Raw genomic sequence first — 25629 nt, forward strand, 5'->3', positions numbered from 1 at the left:
GCGGAGTGAGGCTTGTGTACTGGGGCCACACAGCGTTAACAGCACATGAACGACTTCATCAGCCGAGGGCCTGCCGTCCCCGGGACTCGCGCGAACGACCCCGATTGAGAAGAAGAGAGCCACTCATGGACTTCCTTCGCCCCGCCAGCTGGGAGGAGGCGCTCGCCGCCAAGGCCGAGCACCCCACGGCTGTGCCCATTGCGGGTGGCACCGATGTGATGGTCGAGATCAACTTCGACCACCGCCGGCCCGAGTACCTTCTGGACCTGAACCGCATCGAGCTGCTGCGCGCGTGGGAGGTCGGCGAGGAGACCGTACGGCTCGGCGCGTCCGTGTCGTACACCGAGATCATGGAGAACCTGCGGGCCGAGCTGCCGGGCCTGGCGCTCGCCTCGCACACCGTCGCCTCCCCGCAGATCCGCAACCGCGGCGGCGTCGGCGGCAACCTCGGCACCGCCTCGCCCGCCGGTGACGCCCACCCGGCGCTGCTCGCCGCGGGCGCCGAGGTAGAGGTGGAGTCGGTGCGCGGCTCCCGGCTGATCCCGATCGACGCGTTCTACACCGGTGTGAAGCGCAACGCGATGGCGCCGGACGAGCTCATCAAGACCGTCCACATCAAGAAGGCGGACGGCCCCCAGCAGTACTCCAAGGTCGGCACCCGCAACGCGATGGTCATCGCGGTCTGCGCCTTCGGCCTGGCGCTGCACCCCGAGACCCGCACGGTCCGCACGGGCATCGGTTCGGCCGCCCCGACCCCGGTCCGTGCCACCGCCGCCGAGGAGTTCCTGAACGCCGCGCTCGACGAGGGCGGGTTCTGGGAGAGCGGCAAGATCATCACCCCTTCGATCGCCAAGCAGTTCGCGGAGCTCGCCTCCGCCTCCTGCAACCCGATCGACGACGTACGAGGCACTGCCAAGTACCGCCGGCACGCCGTGGGCATCATGGCCCGCCGCACGCTCGGCTGGACCTGGGAGCAGTACCGCGGCACCGGCCGCTCGCTTGAAGGAGCTGCATAACCATGCGCGTCAATTTCACGGTCAACGGCCGCAAGCAGGAAGCCGACGACGTATGGGAAGGCGAGAGCCTGCTGTACGTCCTGCGCGAGCGCATGGGTCTTCCGGGTTCGAAGAACGCCTGTGAGCAGGGCGAATGCGGCTCCTGCACGGTCCGTCTGGACGGTGTGCCGGTCTGTTCCTGTCTGGTCGCGGCCGGTCAGGTCGAGGGCCGCGAGGTCGTCACCGTCGAGGGGCTGGCCGACTACGCCAAGCACCGCGATGACGCCCACCCCGGTGGCGCCTGCGCCTCGGGCGCCTGCGGCACCTCCGTGGACGCCGCCCAGCGCTGGCAGGCCAAGCCCCAGGACGGCCGCAGCGCCGAGTCCGGGGACCTGTCCCCGATCCAGCAGGCGTTCATCGACGCCGGCGCCGTCCAGTGCGGTTTCTGCACCCCCGGTCTGCTGGTCGCCGCCGACGAGCTCCTGGAGCGCAACGCCTCCCCGTCCGACCAGGACATCCGCGAGGCCCTCTCCGGCAACCTCTGCCGCTGCACCGGTTACGAGAAGATCCTCGACGCGGTCCGCCTCGCGGCCGCCCGTCAGGAAGAGGCGGTCTGACGATCATGGCCACCACTGGTACTCCCACCAACATCACCCAGGGCTCCAAGACCAAGGGCGGCATCGGCGAGTCGACACTGCGCCCGGACGGCACCCTCAAGGTCACCGGTGAGTTCGCGTACTCCTCGGACATGTGGCACGAGGACATGCTCTGGGGCCAGACCCTGCGCTCCACGGTCGCCCACGCCGAGATCAAGTCGATCGACATCTCCGAGGCCGTCGCGATGCCCGGCGTCTACGCCGTGCTGACCTACGACGACCTGCCGACCGACGTGAAGAACTACGGCCTGGAGATCCAGGACACCCCGGTTCTCGCCCACGGCAAGGTCCGCCACCACGGCGAGCCGGTGGCGCTGGTCGCCGCCGACCACCCGGAGACCGCCCGCCGCGCCGCGGCCAAGATCAAGATCGAGTACGTGGAGCTGCCGGTCATCACGGACGAGGCGTCCGCGACCGCCCCCGACGCGGTCCTGGTCCACGAGGGCCGCGACGACCACCACATCGGCCACGTCCCGCACCCCAACATCGTGCACCGCCAGCCGATCGTGCGCGGAAACGCCGACGAGGCCGCCAAGCGCGCCGACGTGATCGTCAAGGGCGAGTACACCTTCGGCATGCAGGACCAGGCCTTCCTCGGCCCCGAGTCCGGTCTCGCCGTGCCGTCCGAGGACGGCGGCGTCGAGCTGTACGTGGCCACCCAGTGGCTGCACTCGGACCTCAAGCAGATCGCCCCCGTCCTCGGCCTGCCCGAGGAGAAGGTCCGTATGACGCTCTCCGGCGTCGGCGGCGCGTTCGGCGGCCGCGAGGACATCTCGATGCAGATCCACGCCTGCCTCCTCGCGCTGCGCACCGGCAAGCCGGTCAAGATCGTCTACAACCGGTTCGAGTCGTTCTTCGGCCATGTGCACCGCCACCCGGCGAAGCTCTACTACGAGCACGGCGCCACCAAGGACGGCAAGCTCACGCACATGAAGTGCAAGATCGTCCTGGACGGCGGCGCCTACGCGTCGGCCTCCCCGGCGGTCGTCGGCAACGCCTCGTCCCTGAGCGTCGGCCCGTACGTCATCGACGACGTCGACATCGAGGCCATCGCGCTCTACAGCAACAACCCGCCCTGCGGCGCCATGCGCGGCTTCGGCGCGGTCCAGGCGTGCTTCGCGTACGAGGCGCAGATGGACAAGCTGGCGGCGAAGCTGGGCATGGACCCGGTCGAGTTCCGGCAGCTGAACGCGATGGAGCAGGGCACGATCATGCCGACCGGCCAGCCGGTCGACTCCCCGGCCCCGGTCGCCGAGCTCCTTCGCCGCGTCAAGGCCCGCCCGCTGCCGCCCGAGCAGCAGTGGGCGACCGCCGGCGAGCAGGCCGATGTGCGCGCGCTGCCCGGCGGTCTGTCCAACACCACGCACGGCGAGGGTGTCGTACGGGGTGTGGGCTACGCGGTCGGCATCAAGAACGTCGGCTTCTCCGAGGGCTTCGACGACTACTCCACGGCCAAGGTGCGGATGGAGGTCATCAACGGCGAGCCGGTCGCGACCGTGCACACCGCGATGGCGGAGGTCGGCCAGGGCGGTGTCACCGTCCACGCGCAGATCGCCCGCACCGAGCTCGGCGTCACCCAGGTGACCATCCACCCGGCCGACACCCAGGTCGGCTCGGCGGGTTCCACCTCCGCCTCGCGCCAGACGTACGTCACCGGCGGCGCGGTCAAGAACACCTGCGAGCACGTCCGCGAGGCCGTCCTGGAGATCGGCCGCCGCAAGTTCGGCTCGTACCACCCGGCCTGGGCGACGGCCGAACTCCTGCTGGAGGGCGGCAAGGTCGTCACCGACGGCGGCGAGGTCCTCGCGGACCTGGTCGACGTCCTGGAGGACGAGGCGGTCGAGCTGGAGCTGGAGTGGCGCCACCGGCCCACCGAGGCGTTCGACCTGCGCACCGGCCAGGGCAACGGCCACGTCCAGTACTCGTTCGCCGCGCACCGCGCGGTCGTCGAGGTGGACACCGAGCTCGGCCTCGTCAAGGTCGTCGAGCTCGCGGTCGCCCAGGACGTCGGCAAGGCGCTCAACCCGCTGTCCGTCGTCGGCCAGATCCAGGGTGGCACCACCCAGGGCCTGGGCGTGGCGGTCATGGAGGAGATCATCGTCGACCCGAAGACCGCGAAGGTGCGCAACCCCTCCTTCACGGACTACCTGATCCCCACCATCCTCGACACGCCGACCATCCCGGTCGACGTGCTCGAACTCGCCGACGAGCACGCCCCGTACGGGCTGCGCGGCATCGGCGAGGCCCCGACCCTGTCGTCCACCCCGGCCGTCCTCGCGGCGATCCGGAACGCGACGGGTCTGGAGCTGAACAGGACGCCGGTCCGCCCCGAGCACCTGACGGGAACCGAGTCGTCCTGACCCCCTGAACCCTCCGGGCGGTGCGTGCCACCCAGGAACGTCACACTTCCCAGCCGCCCGCACCGCCCGGAGCACAGAAGTACCGCACCGCTCGCGGTCCTTCACCACCGAATCACCGGCATCACCAGCACCACCAGGCAGTACCCATGAGCAGTACCCGAATGACCCAGCAGCATCCCCGTACCGCGGTACCGGAACCGGTACCCCCGCAGTACGCGGAAACGTTCGTCTCGGGCCGTCCCCCGGGTCGTGCAGCCCACGCACCATCCCAAATCCCGCAGCTTGTCTGACTGAGATCTCAAGTCTTATGCGGGTGCCCCTTTGAACCTTGGGAGTAGGCACCATGACCCAGCAGTCTGTGGAGCCCAGGACCACCGCCGAGGAGGCGGGCTCCGGCTCGCGCGTCCCCGCCGGAAGGTCCTGGCTCGACCGGTACTTTCACATAACGGACAGAGGATCCACGGTCGCGCAAGAGGTGCGCGGCGGCATCACCACCTTCATGGCGATGTGCTACATCCTCCTGCTCAACCCGCTGATCCTCTCGACGCCCGACGTCGACAAGCACACGCTGGGCCATGCGGGCCTGGTGACGGCCACCGCCCTCGCCGCCGCCGTCAGCACGCTGCTGATGGGCTTCATCGGCAAGGTCCCGCTCGCGCTCGCCGCCGGACTGAACGTCTCCGCGGCCCTGACCACCCAGGTGGTCCCCAACATGACCTGGCCGCAGGCCATGGGCATGTGCGTCATGTACGGCGTGGTCATCATGCTGCTGGTCGTCACCGGCCTCCGCGAGATGATCATGAACGCCATCCCGCTGCCCCTCAAGCACGCGATCACCATGGGCATCGGCATGTTCGTCGCCCTGCTCGGCCTGGTGAAGGCCGGATTCGTCGGCAAGGGTCAGGGCGGCCCCGTCACCCTCGGCGCCACGGGCGAGCTGGTCGGCTGGCCGGTCCTGTTCTTCTCCGTGACCCTGCTCCTGATCTTCGCCCTCCAGGCGCGCAACATCCCCGGCGCGATCCTGATCGGCATCGTGACCGGCACGGTCCTCTCGCTCGTCGTCACCAAGGTCGGCGGCCTGTCCGACAAGGACTGGGGCGGAGCCGCCCCCGGCCTCGACGGCAGCGCGGTCGCCAAGCCCGACTTCGGACTCTTCGGCGACGTCGAGTTCGGCGGCTGGGGCCAGATCGGCGCCATCAGCGTCGGCATGATCGTCTTCACCCTGGTGCTCGCCGGGTTCTTCGACGCGATGGCCACCATCATCGGCGTCGGCCAGGAGGCCAAGCTCGCCGACGACCAGGGCCGGATGCCGGGCCTGTCCAAGGCGCTGTTCATCGACGGCGCGGGCGGCGCGATCGGCGGCGTCTCCGGCGCCTCCGGCCAGACCGTCTTCATCGAGTCCGCGACCGGCGCCGGCGAGGGCGCGCGCACCGGCCTCTCCTCGGTCGTCACCGGTCTCTTCTTCGCGGCCTGCCTCTTCTTCACCCCGCTCACCCAGCTGGTCCCGGCCCAGGTGGCCGCGGCGGCGCTGGTCGTGATCGGCTCGATGATGATGAGCGCGGCCAAGCACGTGGACTGGAACGACCGCTCGGTGTCGATCCCGGTGTTCCTCACCGTGGTCCTGATGCCGTTCACGTACAACATCACCGCCGGAGTCGGCGCGGGCGTCATCGCCTACACCGTCATCAAGGCGTCGCAGGGCAAGTGGCGGGAGATCGGCGGGTTCATGTGGGCCCTGTCCGCCATCTTCCTCGTCTACTTCGCGCTCAGCCCCATCGAGAGCTGGCTGGGCGTCAAGTAGACAACGACCAGGGCGTACGACCGGACGCCCTCCACCCATCCGCTGGTTAAGGAGACCGAACATGCTGGACATCGCCGAAGAGCTCAACCGGTGGGTCGAGCAGGGCCGCACCTTCGCCGTCGCCACCGTGGTGGCCGTCGGCGGCAGCGCCCCGCGCCAGCCCGGCGCCGCCCTCGCGGTGGACTCCGACGGCACGGCGATCGGCTCCGTCTCCGGCGGATGTGTGGAGGGCGCGGTCTACGACCTGTGCCAACAGGCGCTGGAAGACGGCGAGCCCGTCCTCGAACGCTTCGGCTACAGCGACGAGGACGCGTTCGCGGTCGGCCTCACCTGCGGCGGCGTCATCGACATCCTGGTGACCCCGGTCCCCGTGGACTCGCCCGCCCGCGCGGTGTTCGCCGCGGCCCTGGCCACGGCGGCGCGCGGCGAGGCGGCGGCGCTCGCCCGGGTCACCGAGGGCCCCGCAGACCTGGTCGCCCGCCCGCTCCTGATCCACCCCGACGGTACGTACGAGGGCGCCCTCGGCGGCCACCCCGAGCTGGACCGGGCGGTGGCGGACGAGGCGCGGGCCATGCTGGACGCGGGCCGCACGGGCACGCTGACGCTCGGCGCCGACGGCCGGCTGTGCGGGCAGCCGCTCACGGTCCTGGTCGAGTCGAGCGTCCCGCCGCCCCGGATGATCGTCTTCGGCGCCATCGACTTCGCGTCGGCGCTGGTGCGGGTGGGGAAGTTCCTCGGCTACCGCGTCACGGTGTGCGACGCGCGGCCCGTGTTCGCCACGGCGACGCGGTTCCCGGACGCGGACGAGATCGTGGTGGAGTGGCCGCACCGGTACCTGGAGTCGACGGAGGTCGACTCGCGCACGGTGCTGTGCGTGCTGACCCACGACGCGAAGTTCGACGTCCCGCTCCTTGAGGCGGCGCTGCGGCTGCCGGTCGCGTACGTGGGCGCGATGGGGTCGCGCCGCACGCACGAGGACCGCAACGCGCGGCTGCGCGAGGTCGGCGTCACGGAGCTGGAGCTGGCGCGCCTGCGCTCGCCCATCGGCCTCGACCTGGGCGCGCGCACCCCGGAGGAGACGGCGCTGTCGATCGCTGCGGAGATCGTGGCGAACCGGCGGGGCGGGACGGGCGCGTCCCTGACCGGCGCGCACACCCCGATCCACCATGACGGGCCGGAGGCGCCGGTGGGGCGGATAGGTTCTGTGGCGTAGTTTCCCCCACCCCGCCCCTTCCCTGAAGCCCTCGGCCGGGCGGCTCGGTTCGTCGTCTGCGGGCCGCCCCCAACTGGTCGCGCAGTTCCCCGCGCCCCTACAGGGGCGCCCCGAAGGGGCGCATTTAAAGGGCGCGGGGAACTGCGCGACCAGCCCAGCACGGTCCGCAGACGAAAGAGGCGGGGTGCAGGGGCCGCAGGCCCCGCAAAGGGGGTCCGGGGGCGTAGCCTCCGGGAAAACCCACCCACCCTCACCTCCACCCACCCCCGGAGGGTTCAGGGAAGGGGCGGGGAGGGGCTCGAAGCCTCTGGGGACGCGAGCGCATCCCCCACCCCCGTCCGCGCGTACAGCACCACCCTGCCCGCCCGGGCCCGGCTCACCAGGCCCGTTCGGTGCAGTACGGACAGGTGGTGCGAGACGGCGCTCGGGGTGACGGACAGGCGGCGGGCCAGTTCCGTCGTGGACGCCGGGCCGTCCAGGGACAGCAGCAGCGCCGCCTTGGGCGCGCCCACCAGTGACGCCAGAGCGCCCGGCGGCCGCGGCGGACGCGCCTCCCACAGTGTCCCCACCCCCCGCGCCGGATACGCGATCGTCGGCGGCTCGGCGGGCCCCACCGGACTGATCGCGTGCTGCGCGAACAGCGTCGGCACCAGCCAGAACCCCCGCCCGTCCACCGCCGCCCCCAGATGCAGATCGCGGTGCACGAACAGCGTCAGCTCCCCGCCCCGCCACACCGCCGTCGGATCCAGCGACGTGAGCAGCGCCGCCGCCCCCTCGCGCGCCAGCAGCCGCGCCCGCCACACCATGTCCGCCTCCAGGACGGCCCGCATCCGCGGCCAGTGCGGCGCTATCGCCAGCTCCCAGTAGGCCTCCACCACGTCGGCGACGGCGTCCCGCAACCCCGTTGCGTCCACGGCCAGTTCGGCCAGGCGCGGCGGCAGCTCACGGCCCGCGTACGCCGCCCGTACGTCCGACAGCGCCTTCGACGGCGGCGTCGCCCGCACCCGCCGCAGCTCGTCCGCCACCTCCGGCAGCGGCGAGTCGGGGCGCGGCGTGATGAAGTCCGGGATCCAGCCGCTGCCGCGCACCGTCAGCTCCCCGAGCAGGCTCCGGTCGAACCCGGACGCGGCCTCCAGCGCCGCCCGGGTGTGCCGCACCCACGGCAGGTGCAGCGCGTACTTGTCGGCGCGTTGCAGCGCCCACAGGCTGGTCGCGGTCTCCAGGAGCGGCGAGCAGGCGAAGCGCATGTCGGCGAGGTCGTCGACGCCGAGTCGGTAGCTGAGCATTGAGCCCCAGCCTAAATGTCTGTCGGTGCGCGGCGAAAGGCCGTTGGCTGGGGGCATGTCCTCCACCTCCTCCGGGGTGGCAGCCCTGCTGCCACCCCGCGGCCCGCTGCGCGCGTACGCCCTCACCACCCTCGTCGACTGGATCGGCAACGGCCTCTTCCACACCGGCGCCGCCCTCTTCTTCACCCGGGTCGTCGGGCTCGGCGCCACCCAGGTCGGCCTCGGCCTGACCATCGCCGCCCTGCTCGGACCCGCCGTCGCCGTCCCGGCCGGGCGGCTGGGGGACCGGTTCGGCCACCGCCGGGTCTATCTGGCCACCGTGGTCGTACGGGCCGTCGCCTTCGCCGGATACCTGCTCGTCGACGGCTTCGCCGCCTTCCTCGCCGTCGTCTGCGCGATCGCCCTGGCCGAGAGCGCGTCCCGGCCGGTGCGCGGTGCCTACCTCGCCCGCATCGCGGACGACTCGGCGCTGGTCGCGGTCAGCGCGTACACCCGGGTGATGCTCAACATCGGCTTCTCGCTGGGCAGTCTGGGCGCGGGCGCCGCCCTGGCCGCCGACTCCCGTACCGCCTACGCGGCCCTCGTCCTGGGCAACTGCCTCTCATACGCGATCGTCGCCGCCATCGTGCTCCGGATGCCGGACGACGGCCCGAGCACGGCACCGGAGGCCGCCGACCGGCGCGTCAATCGCCGGGGCGCCCTGCGCGACCGCCGCTTCCTCGCCCTCGCCGCGCTCTCCGGACTGCTCTACATCAACGCCGACATCCTCAACCTCGGCCTCCCGCTGTGGATTTCGTCCCGTACGCACGCGCCCACCTGGACGGTCGCGGTGCTGATGCTGCTCAACACCGCGCTGGTGATCCTGCTCCAGGTGCGGGCCGCGCGCGGCAGCGAGACCGTCGCCGGGGCGGCGGTCGCGGGCCGACGCGCGGGCTGGGCGCTGTTCGCTGCCTGCGCGGTGACGGCCACCACGGCCGCGCTGCCGCCGGCGCCCGCCGTGCTGGTGCTCGCGGTCGGTGTGGCCCTGCTGACGGCGGGCGAGCTGCTCTCCTCGGCCAGCGGCTGGGGCATCTCGTACGGCCTCGCCGACCCGCACCGCCAAGGCGAGTTCCTCGGTGCCTGGAGCCTCGGCTCCGACCTGGCGAGGGCGGGCGGTCCGCTCCTGGTCGCGGCCCTGGTCACGCACGGGGGAGCGGCGGGCTGGCTGCTGCTCGGCACGCTGTTCCTGGCCGCGGGGACCGTCACCGTGCCGCTCGCCGGGCGCGGGGCCGTCGACCGCCGCGAGGAGACGGTGGGTTCACCCGGCTGAGCCGCCCGATAAATACGGATGACTGTCCGATTCGGCCGGGTTAGTGTCGAGGAATGGATCAGCTGCGCTTCCGCGACGTTCCCGAAGCCCATGTCGACCGCGCCCTCGACCTCGGATACCTCGTCTTCCACGAACGGCCCGAGGACGAGGAGATCCGCAAGTACCACCGCGAGGCACTCCTCGACTGCGACCGGGTGGGTGCCTACGACGGTGACGTGCTCGTCGGCTTCCTCGCCGCCTTCCGGTTCACGATCTCCGTCCCCGGCGGTGAACTCCCCTGCCCCGGGCTCACGTTCGTGTCCGTGGCCCCCACCCACCGCCGCCGGGGCGTCCTTTCCGGCATGATGGCCGAGCTCTTCCGCCGCGCCGCCCGCGAGGGGCGGCCGGTGGCCGCGCTCTGGGCCTCCGAGGCGGCCATCTACGGCCGCTTCGGCTTCGGCGCGGCCACCCACGGCGCCACCGTGGAGATCGACTCCGGCCGTCCGCTCGCCCTGCGCGTCGCCCCCGACGAGCGCCCGCTGCGGCTGGTCGACCCGTCGGACGCCCCCGCGCTCCTCGGGCCGTACTACGACGCGACCCGCGCCCGCACACCCGGCCGCATCGCCCGCGACGCGGTCCGCTGGCGCAAGGAGTGGCTGGCCGACAAGGACCAGGAGGACGACGAGCTGAGCCCGCCGAGGATCGTCGCCCTCGGCGCACCGGACGAGCCGCTCGGCGGGTACGCGGTGTACCGCACCAAGGGCGGCGACGACGACGCCGGTTCGCCGGGCCTGGTCCGCGTCGACGAGCTGGAGGCCGACACCCCGGCGGGCGCGGCCGCGCTCTGGCGGTATCTCGCCGCGATCGACCTGACCGGGCGGGTCCGCTACTGGGGCGGCGCCCCGGACGACCCGCTGCACCACTTCGCGGCCGACCGCGACCAGGTCCGCGTCACCCAGACGTTCCCGGCGCTGTGGCTGCGCCTGCTCGATGTGCGCGCCGCGCTCACCGCGCGCTCCTGGGCGGCCCCGGCGGACCTGGTCGTGGAGGTGCGCGACGAACGCGTACCGGCCAATGCGGGCCGCTTCCGGCTGACGGTCGCGCCGGGAGCGGACGCCGGCCCGGACCCGGCGTCGTACACCGCCTCGTACGAACCGACGGACGCCCGGCCCGACCTGGCCCTGGACGTGCGTGACCTCGGCGCCTGCTACCTCGGCGGCACCGATCCGCGCCACCTCGTGGCGGCGGGCCTGATCACCGAGCACACCCCGGGCGCGGGGGCGGCCCTGGGCGCGGCGCTGCGCACGGACCGGCTCCCGCACACCGTCGACGAGTTCTGACCCGCCGCGCCCCGCCTAGGGCCTGTCGTCAAAATCCCGTCTGCCCCGCGACGCCTGGCACGCACTCTCGCCGCACCGGGTGAAAGCCCCCGTACAACCAGTACGAGGACTTCCACCCGGCACGCCGAGAGCACGCACCAGACGCCGCAGGGCCGCCCTCCGGGCGACGACGGGATTTTGACGACAGGACCTAGTCCGACTCGGGCGGGGTGTCGGAGGTCGGCGAATACGGCTTGATGTCGAGCACCGGCGTGCCGTTGACCAGGTCCACGCCGTCGAAGTGGAGCACATTGCCCTTCACCTCGCGCACCCGCACCAGGCTCAGGCCGATGCGGTTGTGCCGGTTGGGTGTTCGGGTGGCGTAGACGCCGGTCGTGCGGCCGCTGCCCTCCCAGCCGCGCGGCACCACCTGGAGGGGCGCGGTCTCCTCCTCGGTCTGGTCGTGCAGCCAGGTCAGCAGCCATGCGTACCAGCCCTCGGCGATGCCGTCGAGGCCTCCCGCATAGGGCTCGTAGAGCACGACGTGGCCCTGGTCCCCGTAGGCCAGCGTCGCCTGCGGCGGCGTCTCCTGGGGGCGGGCGTAATCCGTCACGACATAGCCGATCGGCGACAGCGGCACGACCGCGTCGGCGCCGAGAGGGGCGGGCGGGTGGGACACCTCGTATCTCCTCGCACTGGGGAACTACGTCAACCAAGCAGAACGACGGCGCAAGGTGAACGACACCCCGCGCCGCCCCGGCGCGCAACGCCTCAAACACGCCGGTTGTGCGCCAACTTGAGAGACAGATGCCTGACAATCAATACCGCTGACAATATAGTGGGCAGCCGGGAGGTACGGCCCGAGTCGACGGGCCGGTCCGAGGAGGCAGCCCCGTGAGACTGAGTCCGCCGTTACCCGAACCGCCGGGCATAGCCGCCGCCGTGCTCTGGCTCCCGTCCCGCCGTCTGGACACCGCACGGGCGGTGGCGGACGGGCGGCTCGACCAGGAGACCGCCGACCGGCTCGGCTACAGAGCGCTGAGCGAGAGTCCCGACCGGGCGGCCCCCGAGATGGCCGTGCTCGCCGCCCAGAAGGCGCTCGCCGACGCGGGCTGGTCCGGCGACGACCTCGCCCTGGTCGTCCACTCCTGGATCTACCACCAGGGCCATGACTTCTGGTCCGCCCCGCACTACGTGGCCCACGGCATCGGCGCCCGCCACGCCACCCCGATCGGGGTGCAGCAGACCTCCAACGGGGGCGTCGCCGCCCTGGAGGCGGCCGCCGCCCGCCTCGCCCTGGACCCCACCGTCAACCGGTGCCTGGTGACCACCGCCGACCGGTTCGTGGAGCCCGGCTTCGACCGCTGGTCCGGCGACATCGACGTGGCCTACGGGGACGCGGCCACCGCGCTCCTCCTCGACCGCGACGCGGGCCCCTACCGGCTGCTCGCCATCGCGTCCGTGAGCGTCCCCGAGTACGAGGTGCTCTACCGGGGCGACGACGCCTTCACCCCGGCGCCGCGCAGCGCGTACGGCACGATCAGCGCCCGGCGCACCAAGCTGGCCTTCCGGGCGGGCGGCGGCTGGCCCAAGTTCGTCGCGGTGCTGCGCCGGTCCGTGCAGCGCGTGGTGCTCGACGCCATCGCGGACGCCGGACTCACCCCGGCCGACCCCCGGCTGCGCTATCTCGTCCTGCCCCGCCTCAGTACGGGCGCGCTCAGCCAGTTCTACGGGCCGTCCGTCCACGAACTCGCCCTGCCCCACACGGAGTTGCTCGATCTGGGCCGCGACACCGGGCACCTCGGCGCCGGGGACCCCGTGGCCAACCTCGCCACCCTCCAGGCGGACGACCGGCTCGCGCCGGGCGAGGTGGCGCTGTTCCTGAGCGCGGGCAACGGCTTCACCTGGTCCTGCGTCGCGATATCCCACGAATAGGGCGCCGGGTGTCACACCCGGGCGCCGGGAAACGTCTTTCCGGTGCGGCGTCCCCGTACGGCTGTCCCGCACACCCCCCACGACATCTGCCGCATGAAGCCATGAAGCCATGAACCCCATGAAGACATGAAGAGGTGCAGTCCCATGACAGAGCGCAACGAAGCCCTGGTCATCGGCGCCGGTGTGGCCGGACTGACCACGGCGGTGTGTCTGGCCGAGCGCGGCTTCACGGTCCGGGTCCTCGCCGAGCGCCCGCCGCGCGAGACCACCTCGGCCGTGGCCGGGGCGATCATCGGCGGCCCGGCGATCGCCGACGAGACCGAGGCGGAGGCCAAGTTCGCGCCGACCGCGATCACCCGGCCCTGGCACCAGGCGAGCCTGGCCGAGTTCACCGCGCTGGCCAAGCAGCCGGACAGCGGCGTCCGGCTGACCCGTGGCCGCCTGGTCAACCGGCAGGCCGCGGGCGGCCACGAGTGGGCCGCCCACCTGCCCGGGTACGCGCCCTGCGGCGAGGAGGAGAGCGGCGGGTTCCCGGTGGCGTTCCGGGTCGATCTGCCGATCGTGGACATGCCCGTGTACCTGGAGTACCTGGCCTCCCGGGTCACCGCCGCCGGGGGCAGCGTCGAGACCGGCGTGGTGGACTCTCTGGAGGCGGCGGCCGCCGAGGCGCCGCTCGTCGTCAACTGCACCGGGGTGGGCGCGCGCGCCCTGGCCGACGACCCGAAGGTCTTCCCGGTGCGCGGCCAGCACGTGATCGTGGAGAACCCGGGGATCGACGAGTTCTTCTTCGAGCAGAATCCCGGCCCGAACTCGACGAGCTACTTCCCGCACGGCCGCCGTCTGGTGTGCGGCGGCACCGCCGAGCGCGAGGTGTGGAGCATGGAGCCGGACCCGGCCCGGACGGAGGAGATCCTGGCGCGCTGCATCGCCGTGGAGCCCCGGATAGCCGGGGCCGCCGTCACCGGTGTCGAGGTCGGCCTGCGGGCCTCACGGCCGCAGACCCGCCTGGAAGTGGAGCCGGTCGGTTCTGCGCGGGTGATACACAACTACGGCCACGGCGGTATCGCGGTCGGCCTGTCCTGGGGCTGCGCCCAGGACGTCCTGCGCCTCGCGCTCGGCGGCGCCACCGCCGAAGTCGTCTCATGACCTCGGCCCCGGCGGACGCCCCGGGTCTGCCGGCCCTCTCGCCGGGCGCGACCGTCCTGCTGAAGCGCCTCGACGCGCTCCTGGAAGGCCTGGGGACCGGCAGGGGCGCGGCCCCCATGATCATGCCGCCGCTGCTGCCGGTCGCCGCGCTCTCCCGCCTCGACGTGTACGACAACTTCCCGCACCAGGCGCTCGTGGTGAGCACCCTCGACCTCACGCACCATCAAGAGGGCGTGAAACACGAGGAGTTCGCCCCGGAGGCACTTGAACCCGCGCTTTTCGGCCTTCCCTCGGCCGCGTGCTTCGCCGTCTACCTGCACCACGAGGGCCGCGCCCTGCCCGACGGTACGACGGTGACCGTGCTCGGGCGCTGCTTCCGCCGCGAGGAGCACTACGACGGGCTGCGGCGCCTGCTCGGCTTCCATATGCGCGAGATCGTCGCGCTCGGCTCGTACGACTTCACCCAGGAGCACCTGCGCCGGTTCGAGGAGCGGATCACCGCCCTCACGGACGCGCTCGGCCTGGCCGTGCGCAAGGAGGCGGCGACCGACCCCTTCTACGACCGGGGCGGGCAGCGGGCGCTGCTCCAGCGGCTCTCGCCGGTCAAGCACGAGTTCCTCGTCGACGGCCTCGCGATCGCCTCGCTCAACGTCCACCGCAACTTCTTCGGCGAGCGGTGCGGGATCACCCTCGAAGACACCGGCCAGGCCGTCCACACCAGTTGCGCCGCCTTCGGCCTGGAGCGCTGGCTGTTGGTGCTGTACGCCAGGTACGGGAGCTGGGAGGCGGCGACGCGGGCCGTGGTGGAGGCGGCTTCCGCGCTCGGCGCGGCGGCCCCGGCAGGCGGGGCCGAGCGGTGAGGGCGCCGGCCGGCGAACTGGCGGAGGTGGTCGCCTGGATCGGCAGGCGCCACCCGGAGGCCGCCGGGATCGGTCCCGACGACGACCTGATCGAGAGCCGGCTCATCGACTCGCTGGGCTTTCTGGAGTTCATCGTGCTGATCGAGCGGCTCAGCGGGCGGCCCGTCGACGTCGAGACCCTCGACCTCGACGACTTCCGCTCGCTGAGCCGGATCGAGCGGGCGTTCTTCAGTGGGCCGGGCCCTCGGCCATCGGGTCATAGCTCGGCGGGCTGATCAGCGGGTACACCTCGAAGTCCAGGTGCAGTCCGGCGGGGCTGCGGTACAGCAGCTGCATCAGCTGCTCGTGCGACTCGACGTCGTAGATGTTGAGCCCCGCCGAGGCGCCGACCAGGATCCAGCGGTCCCTGATGAGCCCCTTCTCCTCCAGCTCCTGGGTGTAGCGGAAGCCCTCGGCGAGTTTCTCCTGGAACTCCTCGATGCTGATGCCCACCGGGGCCCGCTTGGCTATCACCGCGAACAGCGCCATGGATGACTCTCCTTCAGTTGAGTGGGTGCGGGGCTTCCTGGTCCACGGGCGGCCCGGCGGGCATCCGCAGGGCACGGTCGGAGCGGGCGAAGCGCGCCCGCGCGAGGGTGCCGACGACCGACACCGTCACGGTCGCGGCGGCCGCGATACCGAACAGCAGCCCGAAGTCGCCGCGTCCGGCCAGCGGGCCGACGGCGGCCGTGCTGATGGCGGCGCCGGTGAAGACCGAGCAGGCGATGACCGCGGCGGCGCTGCCGCGCGCCTCGGGCGCGGCCGCCTCCAGGACCCACGCCTGGAGCGCGGACTGGCCGACGGCGAGGGCGAGTCCGGCCAGCGCGCTGGCCACCAGGATGCCCGCGACCGACTGGGTGAAGGCGGCCGTGAGGTAGCCGACGAAGAGCAGCCCGGTGCCCCAGCCGAACATGCCCGCGCCGGTCGCCCGGGCGTCGACGGCCCGGACCACCACACTGCCCCCGATGGCCGCCACCCCGTACGCGCTGGTCACCAGGCCCGACATCAGGACGCTGCTGCCGTGCTTCTGGAGGGCCGCGTTGAAGAAGTTGAACAGGCCCATCATCGCCGCGCCCTCGACGAAGGTGAACGGGATGAGGAACCGGAACCAGCCGTCCCCGAGCACCTGGGCGAACCGCTCCCGTACGCCCGGCCCCTCGGCGCCCTTGACCCGGGGCGCCTCCGGCAGCCGGGTGTACACCAGGGCCAGCAGCGGCGCCGCGACGGCCGGGATGAGCAGCGGCGAGCGCCAGTCGAGCAGTTCGGTGAGCGCGCCCGCGACGACGGTCGCCATGGCGGCGCCGACCGCGCTGGAGGACATGATCGCCGCCATCGTGCGCTGGCGGCGCTCCATCGGGATGTGGTCGCCCACGTACGCGACGGTCACCGGGATGAGCGCGGCGGCGAAGCCGCCGGCGATGGCGCGGCCCGCGATCAGCAGCGCCGCGTTGGGCGCCAGGGCCGCCGCGAGGTCCGCGACGCCGAGGCCGAGGAGCGCGGTGCGCAGCACCCGCACCCGGCCCACCCGGTCCGAGATCGCGCCGTGCACCGGCTGCATGATGCCGACCATCGCCAGATAGCCGGTGAGGGCGAACGCGATGGTGCCCAGGCTGACGTCGAAGTCCTTGGAGACGGGGACCAGGATCGGGTTGATGACGACGAGGTCGAAGTCGAGCAGGAAGAACCCGGCGCACAGGACGGCCACCACCGCGCGGTCGCTGAGCTTCCCGTCCGTCGGGCGCGCTCTCATCGGCTCACCGCCCGCACCGCGACGCAGGACCAGCTGAACCCGCCGCCCAGGCTGAGCAGCAGCGCCACCTCGCCCGGGGCGAGCCGCTTCTCGGTGTGCAGGGTGGCCAGGTTGGCGGCGGAGTCCCCGGCGCCCAGGTGCCCGGTGCCGCCGCCCAGGTCGAGGATCTCGGCGTGGCGCAGCCCGAGGCGGTCGACGGCCGGCCGGAAGAACTCCTCCAGCGGTCCGGCGCCCAGCCGGGGGAGCGTCAGGAACCGCACCTGCGGGTCGTCGGGGGCGAGCCCCGCCTCGGTGAGCGCGGTGTTCACCACCTCGACCACGGCCTCGACGAGCGCCGCGTCGAACCCGGGCTCGGCCCCGGAGGCGACGAAGGCCCGTTTGGTGCGGCGCACGTCGACCTGGGGCAGGGTGCGCGGCATCGGGCTGAACTCGTCGTCGCCGCGGTGCATCGTCTCGTACTCCGAACGGGCCACGGTGGCCACCGAGAGCAGTTCGTACGGGCCCTGGACGCGGTCCAGGAGCAGGGCGGTCCCGGCGTCGCCGTAGACGAGTTCGTAGTCGCCGAGCCAGCGGTCGAAGGCGGGCGGCGGGAAGCGGTCGCCGGTGGTGACCGCGGCGCGTGCCACGCCCGGGTCCGCGATCATCCGGGCGGCGGCGACTTCGAGTGCGGCGGCTCCGCCGTTGCACATCTGCTGGACGCCCACGGCGTTGGCGGACGGGGCGCCGATGTGGTGGGCGACGTAGTGGGCGGGCGACCAGAAGTCATGGCCCTGGTGGTAGGTCCAGGCGTGCGCCACCATGCCGAGGCCCGATCCGTCCCATCCCGCGGCCGCCAGTGCGTCGGTGGCGGCGAGGACCGCCATCTCGGGTGCCGCGTGGTCGCGGCTGACGGAGACCTCGCGGTAGCGCAGACGGGCCGCGGTCTCCTCGTCGACCCGGCCGGCCGCCAGCGCGGCCTCGGTGGTCTCGCGCCGGTCCGGGAGCCAGAGCGTCGCGGCCGCGATCCGCAGCGGCGTGGATAAGGGCGGGGACAGACGCACTGGGTCCTCCCGGAAAGGGCCCCGGAGGGCATCGTCAGTGATGCGGATTATCAGCAGGAGTCTTCTCCACCCCGGGATGCCGCGTCAAGGGCCGAAAGGCGCAAGTCGCGCGCCCTGGTGGGCCGTCGTGCACCCGGGGGAAACCCACCGTGTGCGGAGCGCGGTTCCGGGGGTTCATCCCTTGCCCTTTTTCAGCGTCTTTGTGAGCTTACGCCCGAATCCCTCCCGCGCGGCCGATTGTGCGCGGTCCCGGCGGGCCGCGCCGCCGCCCCCCCGTCCGGTCCGTTCCCCGCGACGGCCCGGCAGCCCCCGTACCCCGCCACCCGCGCAATGTCCACCGCGGGCCGTGCGCCTGTGCAACTCCGGAGGGAATGGGAGCGTCCGAACGCGGTCCTGTGTTAAACAGGTCACAACTCGCCCTCTGGTGGCGAGAGTTGACCGGAACAGCACGCATTTACCCGTCCGCTGCCGTAGCGGAGTGTCGCTTACACAGAGGTGATGCATGGACGACCTGGCCGGCACCACGACCACCGATTTCTCCCTGAGCGCACGGGAGATCGAACAGTTCCACCGGGACGGATACATCGGCCCGTTCGACATGTACGAACCCGCCGAGATGGAGAAGAACCTCCGCGCCCTGCGCCCCAAGCTGCTCAACACCAAGCGGGCGATCTACGGGCAGGAGAAGGCGGTCTCCGGCGTCACCAACCTCGCCAACTACGACCGCCACCTCGACGTCGACTTCCTCGCCGACCACATCACGCGCCCCGAGATAGTGCACCGGGTGGCCTCCCTCCTCGGCCCCGACGTGCTCTGCTGGCGCACCGAGTTCTTCCCCAAGTACCCCGGCGACGAGGGCACCGACTGGCACCAGGCCGACAACTTCTCCAACGTGGCCGGATCCAAGCACCCCCAGATCGTGTGGCCCGAGGACTCCGAGTTCGGCGGCACCATCACCGTCTGGTCGGCGTTCACCGACGCCAGTGTGGAGATGGGCTGCCTCCAGTTCATCCCCGGCTCGCACCGGACCATGAACTACGACGAGTCCAAGGTCATGACGTACGACGCGGACTCCATCGGCAAGGTGGAGAAGGGCGGCGTGCGGCGCGGCTTCTTCGGCTACGACTACCGCCAGCTCCAGAAGGACCCGAACTGGAGCCCGGACGAGTCCCAGGCCAAGTCGATGGTGCTCAAGCAGGGCCAGTTCATCGTCTTCTGGTCGACCCTGATGCACGCCTCGCACCCGCACGCGGGCCTCACCGACAACATGCGCCTGGGGTACGCGGCCCGCTATCTGCCGACGCAGGTGCAGGTCTACCCGTTCTCGGACGCCCTCCAGGAGTTCGGCGGCGAGGCCAGCCTCGACAAGTTCGGCTGCGTGCTCGTCTCCGGCGAGGACAGGTACAAGCACAACCGCTTCGTCGACCGGACCGTCAACGGCACGCCCTTCCGGCCTGCCCGCTGACCCTCGTCCGACCACGGCCATTTCGACGTCGCCACATCCCGAGGGGTGTCTGCGCTGGAAAGACATACGGGGACCCGACTCGCCGGCACCCAGGAGGCGTTCGCCCTCCATCGCCGGATCAACCGGACCGCATCCGACTACCCGCGGGACAGCTCGGTGCCCGCGCTCTTCGCCGCGAGCGCCGCCCGCGACCCGGACGCGCCCGCGGTCGTGCAGGGCGGGCGCACGTACACCTACGGGGAGCTCGACCGGCTCTCCAACGGGCTCGCCCGCCGTCTGCTCGCCGAGGGCTTCCCGCCCGGGGCGACGGTCGGGGTGTGTCTGACGCGCTCGCCCGAGCTGATCGTGGCGCTGCTCGCGGTGCTGAAGTGCGGAGGCGCGTATCTGCCGTTCGACGTGGGCTGGCCCGACGAGCGCCTGCACGGCCTGTTCGCCGACGCCGACTGCCGCTGGGTGCTGACTGACCGTCATGAGCAGCTCTCCCGACGGCTGAGTGAATGTCAGGTACTGGCGGTTGAGGGGGAGTTGGAGGAAGCCGAGGCCGCCCCGGCGGTCGAGACCACCGGTGACTCCCTCGCGTACATCAACTTCACCTCCGGTTCCACAGGCCGCCCCAAGGGCGTGGCCATCCGCCACCGCAGCATCGCCCGGCTCGTCCTCGGCACCCGTTTCGCCCGCCTCGACGCGCACAGCAGGCTGCTCCAGCTCGCGCCGGTCACGTTCGACGCCGCCACCTTCGAGATCTGGGGCGCCTTGCTCAACGGCGGTACGTGCGTGCTCTACCCGGAGGGCCTGGTGCGGCTCTCCCGGCTCGGGCGGGTCGTCGACGAACACCGCGTCACCGTCGTCTTCCTCACCACGGCGCTGTTCAACGCCGTGGTCGACGAGGCGCCGGAGGCCGTCGACGGGACCGAGACCGTCCTCATGGGCGGCGAGCTCCACTCGATCCCGCATGTGGCGGCGGCGCTGCGGCGGTACGGACCGGGGCGGCTGGTCCATGTGTACGGCCCCACCGAGGCGACCACGTTCGCCACCTACCACCCCGTCGACCGGCTGCTCCCCGACTCCGGGCTGCTGCCGATCGGCACTCCGATCCAGAACACCCGCCTCTATGTGATCGACGGCGACACCCTGTGCGAGCCGGGCCGGACCGGTGAGATCTGCCTGGCGGGCGACGGGCTCTCGCCCGGCTATGTGGGCATGCCGGAGCTCACCGCCGACCGCTTCGTCGAGCGGCTGGTCGACGGCGTGACCGAACGGCTCTACCGCACCGGCGACCACGGCACCCTGCTCCCCGACGGCTCGCTCGTCTTCCAGGGCCGCGACGACGACCAGGTCAAGATCAACGGCTTCCGCATCGAGCTGGGCGAGGTCGCCCACCACCTCGACCACCACCCCTCGGTACGGCGCAGCCATGTGACGGTGAGCACCACGCGCGGCGAACGGGCCCTGGTGGCCTTCGTGGTGACGGACGACCAGTCCGTCACACCCACCTCCCTGCGCCACCATCTGCGGACCCGGCTCCCCGCGTATCTGGTCCCGGCCCGCATCCACCTGTGCGAGGCGCTGCCGCTGACGGCGACCGGCAAGGTCGACGGCCGCGCGCTGCTCGCCGCGCACGACAGCCACACCCCACCCCCCGCCGCCCCGGCCGCCCGGCCGGTGGCCTCGCGGGACTGACCGGACGGAGGAGAGACCATGACTTCCCAGGACTCGCAGGCGGCGCTCGGTACGCCGCCCATGACCGCGACCGAGGAGGCGATCGCCGAGATCTGGCGCGGTCTGTTCGGCATCACCGAAGTGGCCGTCGGCGACGACTTCTTCGAGCTCGGCGGCAACTCGCTCACCGCCATCAAGTTCCTGTCCCGGGTCGAGGAGCGCTTCACCGTCGACGTGCTGCTGCCCGAGACGCTCTACGAGGACGCCAGGCTGAGCAGTCTGGCCAAGGCCGTCGACGAGGCGATGGCGTAGGCCCGCCGTGCGCCCCCCACCCCGCGCCGCAGCGCCGCCCGGGACCGCGACGGGCAGCCCGTTCGCCCGGTTCTTCGGCGACGCCGAGGTCACCACCCGGCTGTTCTGCTTCCCGTACGCGGGCGGCGGCACCCAGGTCTTCCGCGGCTGGCAGGAGCGGGTGCCGCCGGACGTCGGGGTCACCGGCATCCGGCTGCCCGGGCGCGAACAGCGCTTCCGCGAGCGCCCCTTCGACTCGTGGCCGCAGGCGCTCGGGGCGCTGGCCGAGGCCCTGGCCCCGGAGACCGAACGCGGGCCGTACGCCTTCTTCGGCCACAGCCTGGGCGCCCGCCTCGCCTACGAACTCGCCCACCGGCTCGCCGCCGACGGCCACCGCCCGCCCGAGCTGCTGGTCGTCTCGGCGTGCCGCGCGCCGGGCGTGGCACCGCGCACCCCGCCCATGCACACCATGGACGGGCCCACGCTGCACCGACGGCTGCGCGAGATGAACGGCGTCCCGCCCGAAGTCCTCGCCAGCCGCGCCCTGATGAAGCTGCTGGAGCCGGTGCTCCGCGCCGATCTGCGGCTCGCCGAGACCTGGGAGCCGTCACCGGGGCGGATCGCGGCGCCGGTCCTGGCGCTGTGCGGCGAGGGCGACGACATCGACCCGTACGAGGACATGGTGGCCTGGAAGCACCACACGACGGCGGAGTTCGCGATCCGGTCCTTTCCGGCCGGGCACTTCTTCCTGCGCGACGAGGAGGAGGCCGTGCTCGCGGCGATCTGCGCGCGGCTGGGGACGGGGGGCGTGCGATGACGGACCCGCTGAACGGCCCCTCGCCCCATCTCACGCCGGAACACGAGGAGTTCCGTGCGTCGGTGCGTACGTTCTTCCGCAAGGAGGTCGTGCCCTACGCGGCGGAGTGGGAGCGGCGGCGCGCGATGCCCCGCTCGGCCTGGCACGCCTTCGCCGCCGAGGGGCTGCTCGGGCTCAACCACCCCACCTCGGTGGGCGGCGCCGGACTCGACTTCTTCCACTCGGTGGTCTTCCTGGAGGAGCTGGGCCGCACCGGCTTCGGGGGAGTGCGCTTCGCGGTGGCGCTGCACGCCTACATGGGCACCAGCTACCTCGCCACCAACGGCTCGGCCGAGCTCCAGCAGCGCTATCTGCGCCCGGCCGTCGCGGGCGATCTGATCGCCGGTCTCGCGATCACCGAACCGCAGGCGGGCTCGGACCTCGGGCGGCTGGAGGCGACGGCCGTCGAGGAAGGTGACCACCTGGTGGTCGATGCCGAGAAGCGCTTCGTCGTCAACGGAGGTTTCGCGGACTTCTTCGTCACGGCGGTCCGCACGGGGCAACTCCCGGGAAACCAGGGCAGCCTGACCCTGCTGGTGGTGGACCGCAACGCCGAGGGCGTCCACGTACACCCCAACGACTCGATCGCCTGGCGGGCCTCGGCCATGGCCGACGTCAGCATGCGCGGGGTGCGGGTGCCCAAGGAGAACGTGATCGGCCGCCGCAACTCCGGCTTCGTGCAGATCATGAAGAACATGCAGCTGGAGCGGCTGGCGGCGGGGATCTCGGCGGTCGGCGACGCGGCCAACTGCCTGGACACCACCTGGAAGTACCTCAAGAGCCGGGCCATGTTCGAGTCGACGCTCAGCGCCAAGCAGGCCGTCCGCCACAAGATGGCCGATCTGCTCACCGAGGTCGAGGCGGCCCGCCAACTCGCCCACCATGCCGCCTGGAGCTACGCCCGCGACCCCCTGTCGATCACCGCCTGCTCGATGGCTAAGCTCAAGGCCACCGAAGTGGCCCGGACCGTCGCCGAGGAATGCCGCCATCTGCACGGCTCCGAGGGCTTCCGGGAGGGCGCGCCGATCGTCCAGACCGTGCATGACGCCCAAGCCGCCACCGTCGCCGCCGGAGCGAGCGAGGTCATGCGCGACATCGTCGTACAGAGCGGATACGAGGAGTTGCCGTGACCACGTCCGAGACGGAGGCGGCGAGCGCCGGCGGCCCAGCGGGCCCGAAGCCGGAGCCGCAGCGGGGCCCGGGCCTGGCGTCCGAGCTGGTGAGGGCCGGGACGGTCGGTCTGATCGCCGCGTTCGTGGGGTTCTCCAGCTCGTTCGCGATCGTCCTCGAAGGCCTGACCCGGGTCGGCGCGAGCCGCGCCGAGGCGGCGTCCGGTCTGATGGCCCTCTCCGTCTCGATGGGCGCCTGCGCGATCTTCCTCAGTCTGCGGCTGCGGATGCCGATCAGCGTCGCCTGGTCGACGCCGGGCGCGGCTCTCCTTGCCGGCTCGGCCGCGGTCGACGGCGGATTCGGCGCGGCCGTCGGCGCGTTCCTGGTGACCGCCGCGCTGATCGTGGTCACCGGACTGTGGAAGCCGCTCGGCCGCTGGGTCTCGGCCATCCCGAAACCCCTGGCCAACGCCATGCTCGCGGGGATCCTGCTGCCGCTGTGCCTGGCCCCCGCCAAGGCGGTCCAGGAGAAACCGGCGGTGGGCCTGGCGATCGTCGTCGTCTGGGCGGCCGTCGGCACCTTCAGGAAGCTGTACGCGGTACCGGCCGCGGTCGTCGTCGCGATCGTCCTGATCACCGCGACCACCCACATCTCCGCCGCCGACCTCGGACCGCTGTGGCCCAAGCCGGTCCTGGTCACCCCCGACTTCACGGCGGCGGCCGTCATCGGCATCGCCCTGCCGCTGTACGTGGTGACGATGGCCTCGCAGAACATCCCGGGCATCGCGGTCCTCAACGTCAACGGCTACGAGCCCGAGCCCGGCCCGCTGTTCGGCTGGACCGGCGCGTTCGGCCTGGCCTCGGCGCCGTTCGGCGGCCACGCGGTCAACCTCGCCGCGATCACCGCCGCGCTGTGCGCCGACGAGAACGCGGGCCCCGACCCCCGCAAGCGCTACCGGGCGGCGGCGATCGGCGGCGGCGCCTACGTCCTGCTCGGCCTGGGCGCGGGCGCGGCGGTCGCGTTCGTGGGCGCGGCCCCGCCCACCCTGATCGAGGCGGTGGCGGGCCTCGCGCTGCTGGGCGCGCTGGGCAACTCGCTGGTGGGGGCGGTGACCGACCCCGGCGACCGCGAGGCCGCGGTGGTCACGCTGGTGGTGACGGTGTCGGGGGTGCAGTTCTTCGGGATCAGCGGCGCGTTCTGGGGGCTGCTGGCCGGGGGCGCGCTGTACGCGGCGAAGCGGCGACTGCCGGCGAAGTGAGACGGGCCCCGGCGGTGAGGGCCGCGCGTCACTCCCCGAAGAGATGGGCCTCGATCGCCTCGTTGTACTTCTGGAGCGCGAACTCCTGCGTACCAAAGCAGTGTTCCTCGTTGGCGCCGGTCGTCAGACCTATCTGGATCTCGCGATAGATTTCCAGGTCCTCGTACTGCACCTGATAGGTCAGCTGCCGGTTCTCCTCCCACTGCTCGACGTTGCCTTCCCGCACCGATCCCTTGGGCACGATGAGGCGCAGTTTCACGAGCGTACGGGTCGGGCCCAGCGGGTGACTGGTAATCCACAGGAAGTGGTCCGACTGATGGAGCACGGTCTCATTGGGAAAGATCGTGTGGATCACGTTCGCCACCGACAGAAGACGCCGTTCACTGCGTTCCGTCTTCGTGATGAAGTTTATCGACCGCTTCGGCAGGATCGACCGCAGATGGGGCCCGAACGAGTCGAAGAAGAAGGTGCTGTTCTCGAAGAGCGGGTTCGCGCTCTTCGCATGGAGGAACGGGAAGTGGTAACCCTCAAGGGTGCCTTCGACGACCAGCTTCCAATTGATCTCCCACTCCTGGCTCTCGGCGCCGTAGATCTCGTACGAGGAGAGGTCGAGATCCGCGATGTCGGGACGGAAGTCGCCCAGGAACGCGTCGAGGTCGGCCCGGCCCGGATTCTCCTCGGGCATCAGCCAGACGAACCCGTACGCCTCCACCGCCGGGAGCGCCACCAGGTTGCGTTTTCCCCGCTCGACGCCGGGGAAGCAGTGCGGGCTCGGGATCGCGGCGAGGGTGCCATCCAGGTCGTAACGCCAGGCGTGATAACCGCAGATGAACTGTCGGCGCTCGCCCGACGCGTCCTTTTCCAGACGGGCTCCGCGATGCCGGCAGGCGTTGAGGAAGACATGCGCTAACCCGTCCTGGTCGCGGCTGACGATCAGCGGTCTGCCGAAATGCTCCAGGGTCGCGAAGGTGCCGGGCGCCGGAATCTCGGAGCTGTGCACCAGCATCGAGGGCAACTTGGTGAAAATACGGTCGAGTTCCGCCCGGTACCACTCCGGCGACTGATAGCGGTCGACGCTGACCCGGGTGTCCGTGTCGGTCAGCGGGAGTCGCTTGTCGCGAAGGTGCTCCAGGGCGCGGTCCAGGATCCGGAGTTCCTCGTCGCGATCCATCCGCCAACTCCCTCCAAGTCCCGTACGGGGTTTGGGTCCGCCGGAATTCTATAGCCAATTGGTCAGGGGTGACGAGACCTGTTCAATGTCAAAAAACACGCGGTTGAACGGCGGGTGTTGAACGGGAGTTG

23 protein-coding genes are annotated in these 25629 nt (G+C 71.7%); 17 read left to right on the plus strand and 6 right to left on the minus strand.

All coding sequences use genetic code 11. The features are described 5' to 3' along the window. The first annotated feature begins 125 nt into the window (after nt 1-125). The 5 genes from BX283_RS31020 (at nt 126) to BX283_RS31040 (ending at nt 7025) form a co-directional block, all read left to right on the plus strand. Nucleotides 126-1016, plus strand: a complete 891-nt coding sequence (locus BX283_RS31020; RefSeq protein WP_101390753.1) for a xanthine dehydrogenase family protein subunit M — start codon at nt 126-128, stop codon at nt 1014-1016. Between the two features lie 2 nt (nt 1017-1018). Beyond that, the gene (locus tag BX283_RS31025; protein ID WP_101390754.1) at nt 1019-1612 is read left to right on the plus strand and encodes a (2Fe-2S)-binding protein; all 594 of its coding nucleotides are present in this window, start codon (nt 1019-1021) and stop codon (nt 1610-1612) included. A 5-nt stretch (nt 1613-1617) separates the two neighbouring features. Further along, nucleotides 1618-4011, plus strand: coding sequence for a xanthine dehydrogenase family protein molybdopterin-binding subunit (locus BX283_RS31030; RefSeq protein WP_101390755.1), 2394 nt, complete (start codon nt 1618-1620; stop codon nt 4009-4011). 343 nt (nt 4012-4354) lie between these two features. Beyond that, nucleotides 4355-5812 carry an NCS2 family permease gene (locus tag BX283_RS31035; protein ID WP_101390756.1) on the plus strand — a complete coding sequence of 486 codons (1458 nt, stop codon included), beginning with the start codon at nt 4355-4357 and terminating at the stop codon, nt 5810-5812. A gap of 61 nt (nt 5813-5873) precedes the next feature. Further along, nucleotides 5874-7025 (plus strand): XdhC family protein, encoded by a 1152-nt coding sequence (locus BX283_RS31040; protein WP_101390757.1) that lies wholly within the window; start codon nt 5874-5876, stop codon nt 7023-7025. A 275-nt stretch (nt 7026-7300) separates the two neighbouring features. Here BX283_RS31040 and BX283_RS42215 read toward each other — a convergent pair whose 3' ends face one another. Continuing rightward, nucleotides 7301-8311, minus strand: coding sequence for an ArsR family transcriptional regulator (locus tag BX283_RS42215; RefSeq protein WP_101390758.1), 1011 nt, complete (start codon nt 8309-8311; stop codon nt 7301-7303). Nucleotides 8312-8366: 55 nt separating this feature from the next. Here BX283_RS42215 and BX283_RS31050 point away from each other — a divergent pair, with 55 nt between their 5' ends. After that, nucleotides 8367-9620 (plus strand): MFS transporter, encoded by a 1254-nt coding sequence (locus BX283_RS31050; RefSeq protein WP_101390759.1) that lies wholly within the window; start codon nt 8367-8369, stop codon nt 9618-9620. A 53-nt stretch (nt 9621-9673) separates the two neighbouring features. Next, the gene (locus BX283_RS31055) at nt 9674-10939 is read left to right on the plus strand and encodes a GNAT family N-acetyltransferase (protein ID WP_101390760.1); all 1266 of its coding nucleotides are present in this window, start codon (nt 9674-9676) and stop codon (nt 10937-10939) included. Between the two features lie 190 nt (nt 10940-11129). Here BX283_RS31055 and tsaA read toward each other — a convergent pair whose 3' ends face one another. Next, entirely contained in the window at nt 11130-11597 is a 468-nt protein-coding gene (tsaA, locus tag BX283_RS31065) for a tRNA (N6-threonylcarbamoyladenosine(37)-N6)-methyltransferase TrmO (RefSeq protein ID WP_143676499.1), read from the minus strand. A gap of 215 nt (nt 11598-11812) precedes the next feature. Here tsaA and BX283_RS31070 point away from each other — a divergent pair, with 215 nt between their 5' ends. From BX283_RS31070 to BX283_RS31085, 4 genes are all read left to right on the plus strand, one after another. Continuing rightward, nucleotides 11813-12853: a 3-oxoacyl-[acyl-carrier-protein] synthase III C-terminal domain-containing protein gene (locus tag BX283_RS31070; protein ID WP_143676500.1), complete on the plus strand. Its 1041-nt coding sequence runs from the start codon at nt 11813-11815 to the stop codon at nt 12851-12853. 144 nt (nt 12854-12997) lie between these two features. Then, nucleotides 12998-13999, plus strand: coding sequence for an FAD-dependent oxidoreductase (locus tag BX283_RS31075; protein WP_218976531.1), 1002 nt, complete (start codon nt 12998-13000; stop codon nt 13997-13999). After that, the gene (locus BX283_RS31080) at nt 13996-14859 is read left to right on the plus strand and encodes a hypothetical protein (RefSeq protein ID WP_101390763.1); all 864 of its coding nucleotides are present in this window, start codon (nt 13996-13998) and stop codon (nt 14857-14859) included. The genes BX283_RS31075 and BX283_RS31080 overlap by 4 nt, the downstream gene beginning before the upstream one ends. Continuing rightward, entirely contained in the window at nt 14856-15134 is a 279-nt protein-coding gene (locus BX283_RS31085) for a phosphopantetheine-binding protein (protein ID WP_257583949.1), read from the plus strand. The genes BX283_RS31080 and BX283_RS31085 overlap by 4 nt, the downstream gene beginning before the upstream one ends. Here the strand turns inward: BX283_RS31085 and BX283_RS31090 are convergent. From BX283_RS31090 to BX283_RS31100, 3 genes are read right to left on the minus strand one after another with little or no spacing between them, the layout of a single operon-like run. After that, a complete protein-coding gene (locus BX283_RS31090) occupies nt 15088-15387 on the minus strand; it encodes a muconolactone Delta-isomerase family protein (protein WP_101390764.1) in 300 nt (99 codons plus the stop codon). The genes BX283_RS31085 and BX283_RS31090 overlap by 47 nt on opposite strands. Nucleotides 15388-15400: 13 nt before the next feature. After that, the gene (locus tag BX283_RS31095) at nt 15401-16648 is read right to left on the minus strand and encodes an MFS transporter (RefSeq protein ID WP_101390765.1); all 1248 of its coding nucleotides are present in this window, start codon (nt 16646-16648) and stop codon (nt 15401-15403) included. Further along, nucleotides 16645-17688: a 3-oxoacyl-[acyl-carrier-protein] synthase III C-terminal domain-containing protein gene (locus BX283_RS31100; RefSeq protein WP_257583950.1), complete on the minus strand. Its 1044-nt coding sequence runs from the start codon at nt 17686-17688 to the stop codon at nt 16645-16647. Before BX283_RS31100 ends, BX283_RS31095 begins: the two co-directional genes overlap by 4 nt. Nucleotides 17689-18190: 502 nt before the next feature. Between BX283_RS31100 and BX283_RS31105 the strand changes: the two genes are divergently transcribed. Genes BX283_RS31105 through BX283_RS31130 form a run of 6 tightly spaced genes read left to right on the plus strand, consistent with a single transcriptional unit; the run spans nt 18191 to nt 24327 of the window. Beyond that, nucleotides 18191-19153 (plus strand): chlorinating enzyme, encoded by a 963-nt coding sequence (locus tag BX283_RS31105; protein ID WP_101390766.1) that lies wholly within the window; start codon nt 18191-18193, stop codon nt 19151-19153. A 45-nt stretch (nt 19154-19198) separates the two neighbouring features. Further along, entirely contained in the window at nt 19199-20833 is a 1635-nt protein-coding gene (locus BX283_RS31110) for an amino acid adenylation domain-containing protein (RefSeq protein WP_101390767.1), read from the plus strand. A gap of 18 nt (nt 20834-20851) precedes the next feature. Continuing rightward, entirely contained in the window at nt 20852-21124 is a 273-nt protein-coding gene (locus BX283_RS31115) for a phosphopantetheine-binding protein (protein ID WP_101390768.1), read from the plus strand. 7 nt (nt 21125-21131) lie between these two features. Continuing rightward, the gene (locus tag BX283_RS31120; RefSeq protein ID WP_101390769.1) at nt 21132-21920 is read left to right on the plus strand and encodes a thioesterase II family protein; all 789 of its coding nucleotides are present in this window, start codon (nt 21132-21134) and stop codon (nt 21918-21920) included. Beyond that, complete coding sequence (locus tag BX283_RS31125; protein WP_101390770.1) at nt 21917-23089, plus strand: acyl-CoA dehydrogenase family protein; 1173 nt, start codon at nt 21917-21919, stop codon at nt 23087-23089. The genes BX283_RS31120 and BX283_RS31125 overlap by 4 nt, the downstream gene beginning before the upstream one ends. Further along, the gene (locus tag BX283_RS31130) at nt 23086-24327 is read left to right on the plus strand and encodes a benzoate/H(+) symporter BenE family transporter (protein ID WP_257583953.1); all 1242 of its coding nucleotides are present in this window, start codon (nt 23086-23088) and stop codon (nt 24325-24327) included. The genes BX283_RS31125 and BX283_RS31130 overlap by 4 nt, the downstream gene beginning before the upstream one ends. Before the next feature lie 28 nt (nt 24328-24355). Here BX283_RS31130 and BX283_RS31135 read toward each other — a convergent pair whose 3' ends face one another. Continuing rightward, a complete protein-coding gene (locus tag BX283_RS31135; protein ID WP_101390771.1) occupies nt 24356-25498 on the minus strand; it encodes an aromatic ring-hydroxylating dioxygenase subunit alpha in 1143 nt (380 codons plus the stop codon). Nucleotides 25499-25629 lie beyond the last annotated feature (131 nt).

Origin of the sequence: Streptomyces sp. TLI_146 (assembly GCF_002846415.1) — a bacterium.
Lineage (GTDB): Bacteria > Actinomycetota > Actinomycetes > Streptomycetales > Streptomycetaceae > Streptomyces.

Bases quoted from the DNA above. Each gene is read 5' to 3' on its own strand.
- BX283_RS31020 (WP_101390753.1), top strand. From the start codon at position 126: ATGGACTTCCTTCGCCCCGCCAGCTGGGAGGAGGCGCTCGCCGCCAAG.
- BX283_RS31025 (WP_101390754.1), top strand. From the start codon at position 1,019: ATGCGCGTCAATTTCACGGTCAACGGCCGCAAGCAGGAAGCCGACGAC.
- BX283_RS31030 (WP_101390755.1), top strand. From the start codon at position 1,618: ATGGCCACCACTGGTACTCCCACCAACATCACCCAGGGCTCCAAGACC.
- BX283_RS31035 (WP_101390756.1), top strand. From the start codon at position 4,355: ATGACCCAGCAGTCTGTGGAGCCCAGGACCACCGCCGAGGAGGCGGGC.
- BX283_RS31040 (WP_101390757.1), top strand. From the start codon at position 5,874: ATGCTGGACATCGCCGAAGAGCTCAACCGGTGGGTCGAGCAGGGCCGC.
- BX283_RS42215 (WP_101390758.1), bottom strand. From the start codon at position 8,311: ATGCTCAGCTACCGACTCGGCGTCGACGACCTCGCCGACATGCGCTTC.
- BX283_RS31050 (WP_101390759.1), top strand. From the start codon at position 8,367: ATGTCCTCCACCTCCTCCGGGGTGGCAGCCCTGCTGCCACCCCGCGGC.
- BX283_RS31055 (WP_101390760.1), top strand. From the start codon at position 9,674: ATGGATCAGCTGCGCTTCCGCGACGTTCCCGAAGCCCATGTCGACCGC.
- BX283_RS31075 (WP_218976531.1), top strand. From the start codon at position 12,998: ATGACAGAGCGCAACGAAGCCCTGGTCATCGGCGCCGGTGTGGCCGGA.
- BX283_RS31080 (WP_101390763.1), top strand. From the start codon at position 13,996: ATGACCTCGGCCCCGGCGGACGCCCCGGGTCTGCCGGCCCTCTCGCCG.
- BX283_RS31090 (WP_101390764.1), bottom strand. From the start codon at position 15,387: ATGGCGCTGTTCGCGGTGATAGCCAAGCGGGCCCCGGTGGGCATCAGC.
- BX283_RS31095 (WP_101390765.1), bottom strand. From the start codon at position 16,648: ATGAGAGCGCGCCCGACGGACGGGAAGCTCAGCGACCGCGCGGTGGTG.
- BX283_RS31105 (WP_101390766.1), top strand. From the start codon at position 18,191: ATGGACGACCTGGCCGGCACCACGACCACCGATTTCTCCCTGAGCGCA.
- BX283_RS31115 (WP_101390768.1), top strand. From the start codon at position 20,852: ATGACTTCCCAGGACTCGCAGGCGGCGCTCGGTACGCCGCCCATGACC.
- BX283_RS31125 (WP_101390770.1), top strand. From the start codon at position 21,917: ATGACGGACCCGCTGAACGGCCCCTCGCCCCATCTCACGCCGGAACAC.
- BX283_RS31135 (WP_101390771.1), bottom strand. From the start codon at position 25,498: ATGGATCGCGACGAGGAACTCCGGATCCTGGACCGCGCCCTGGAGCAC.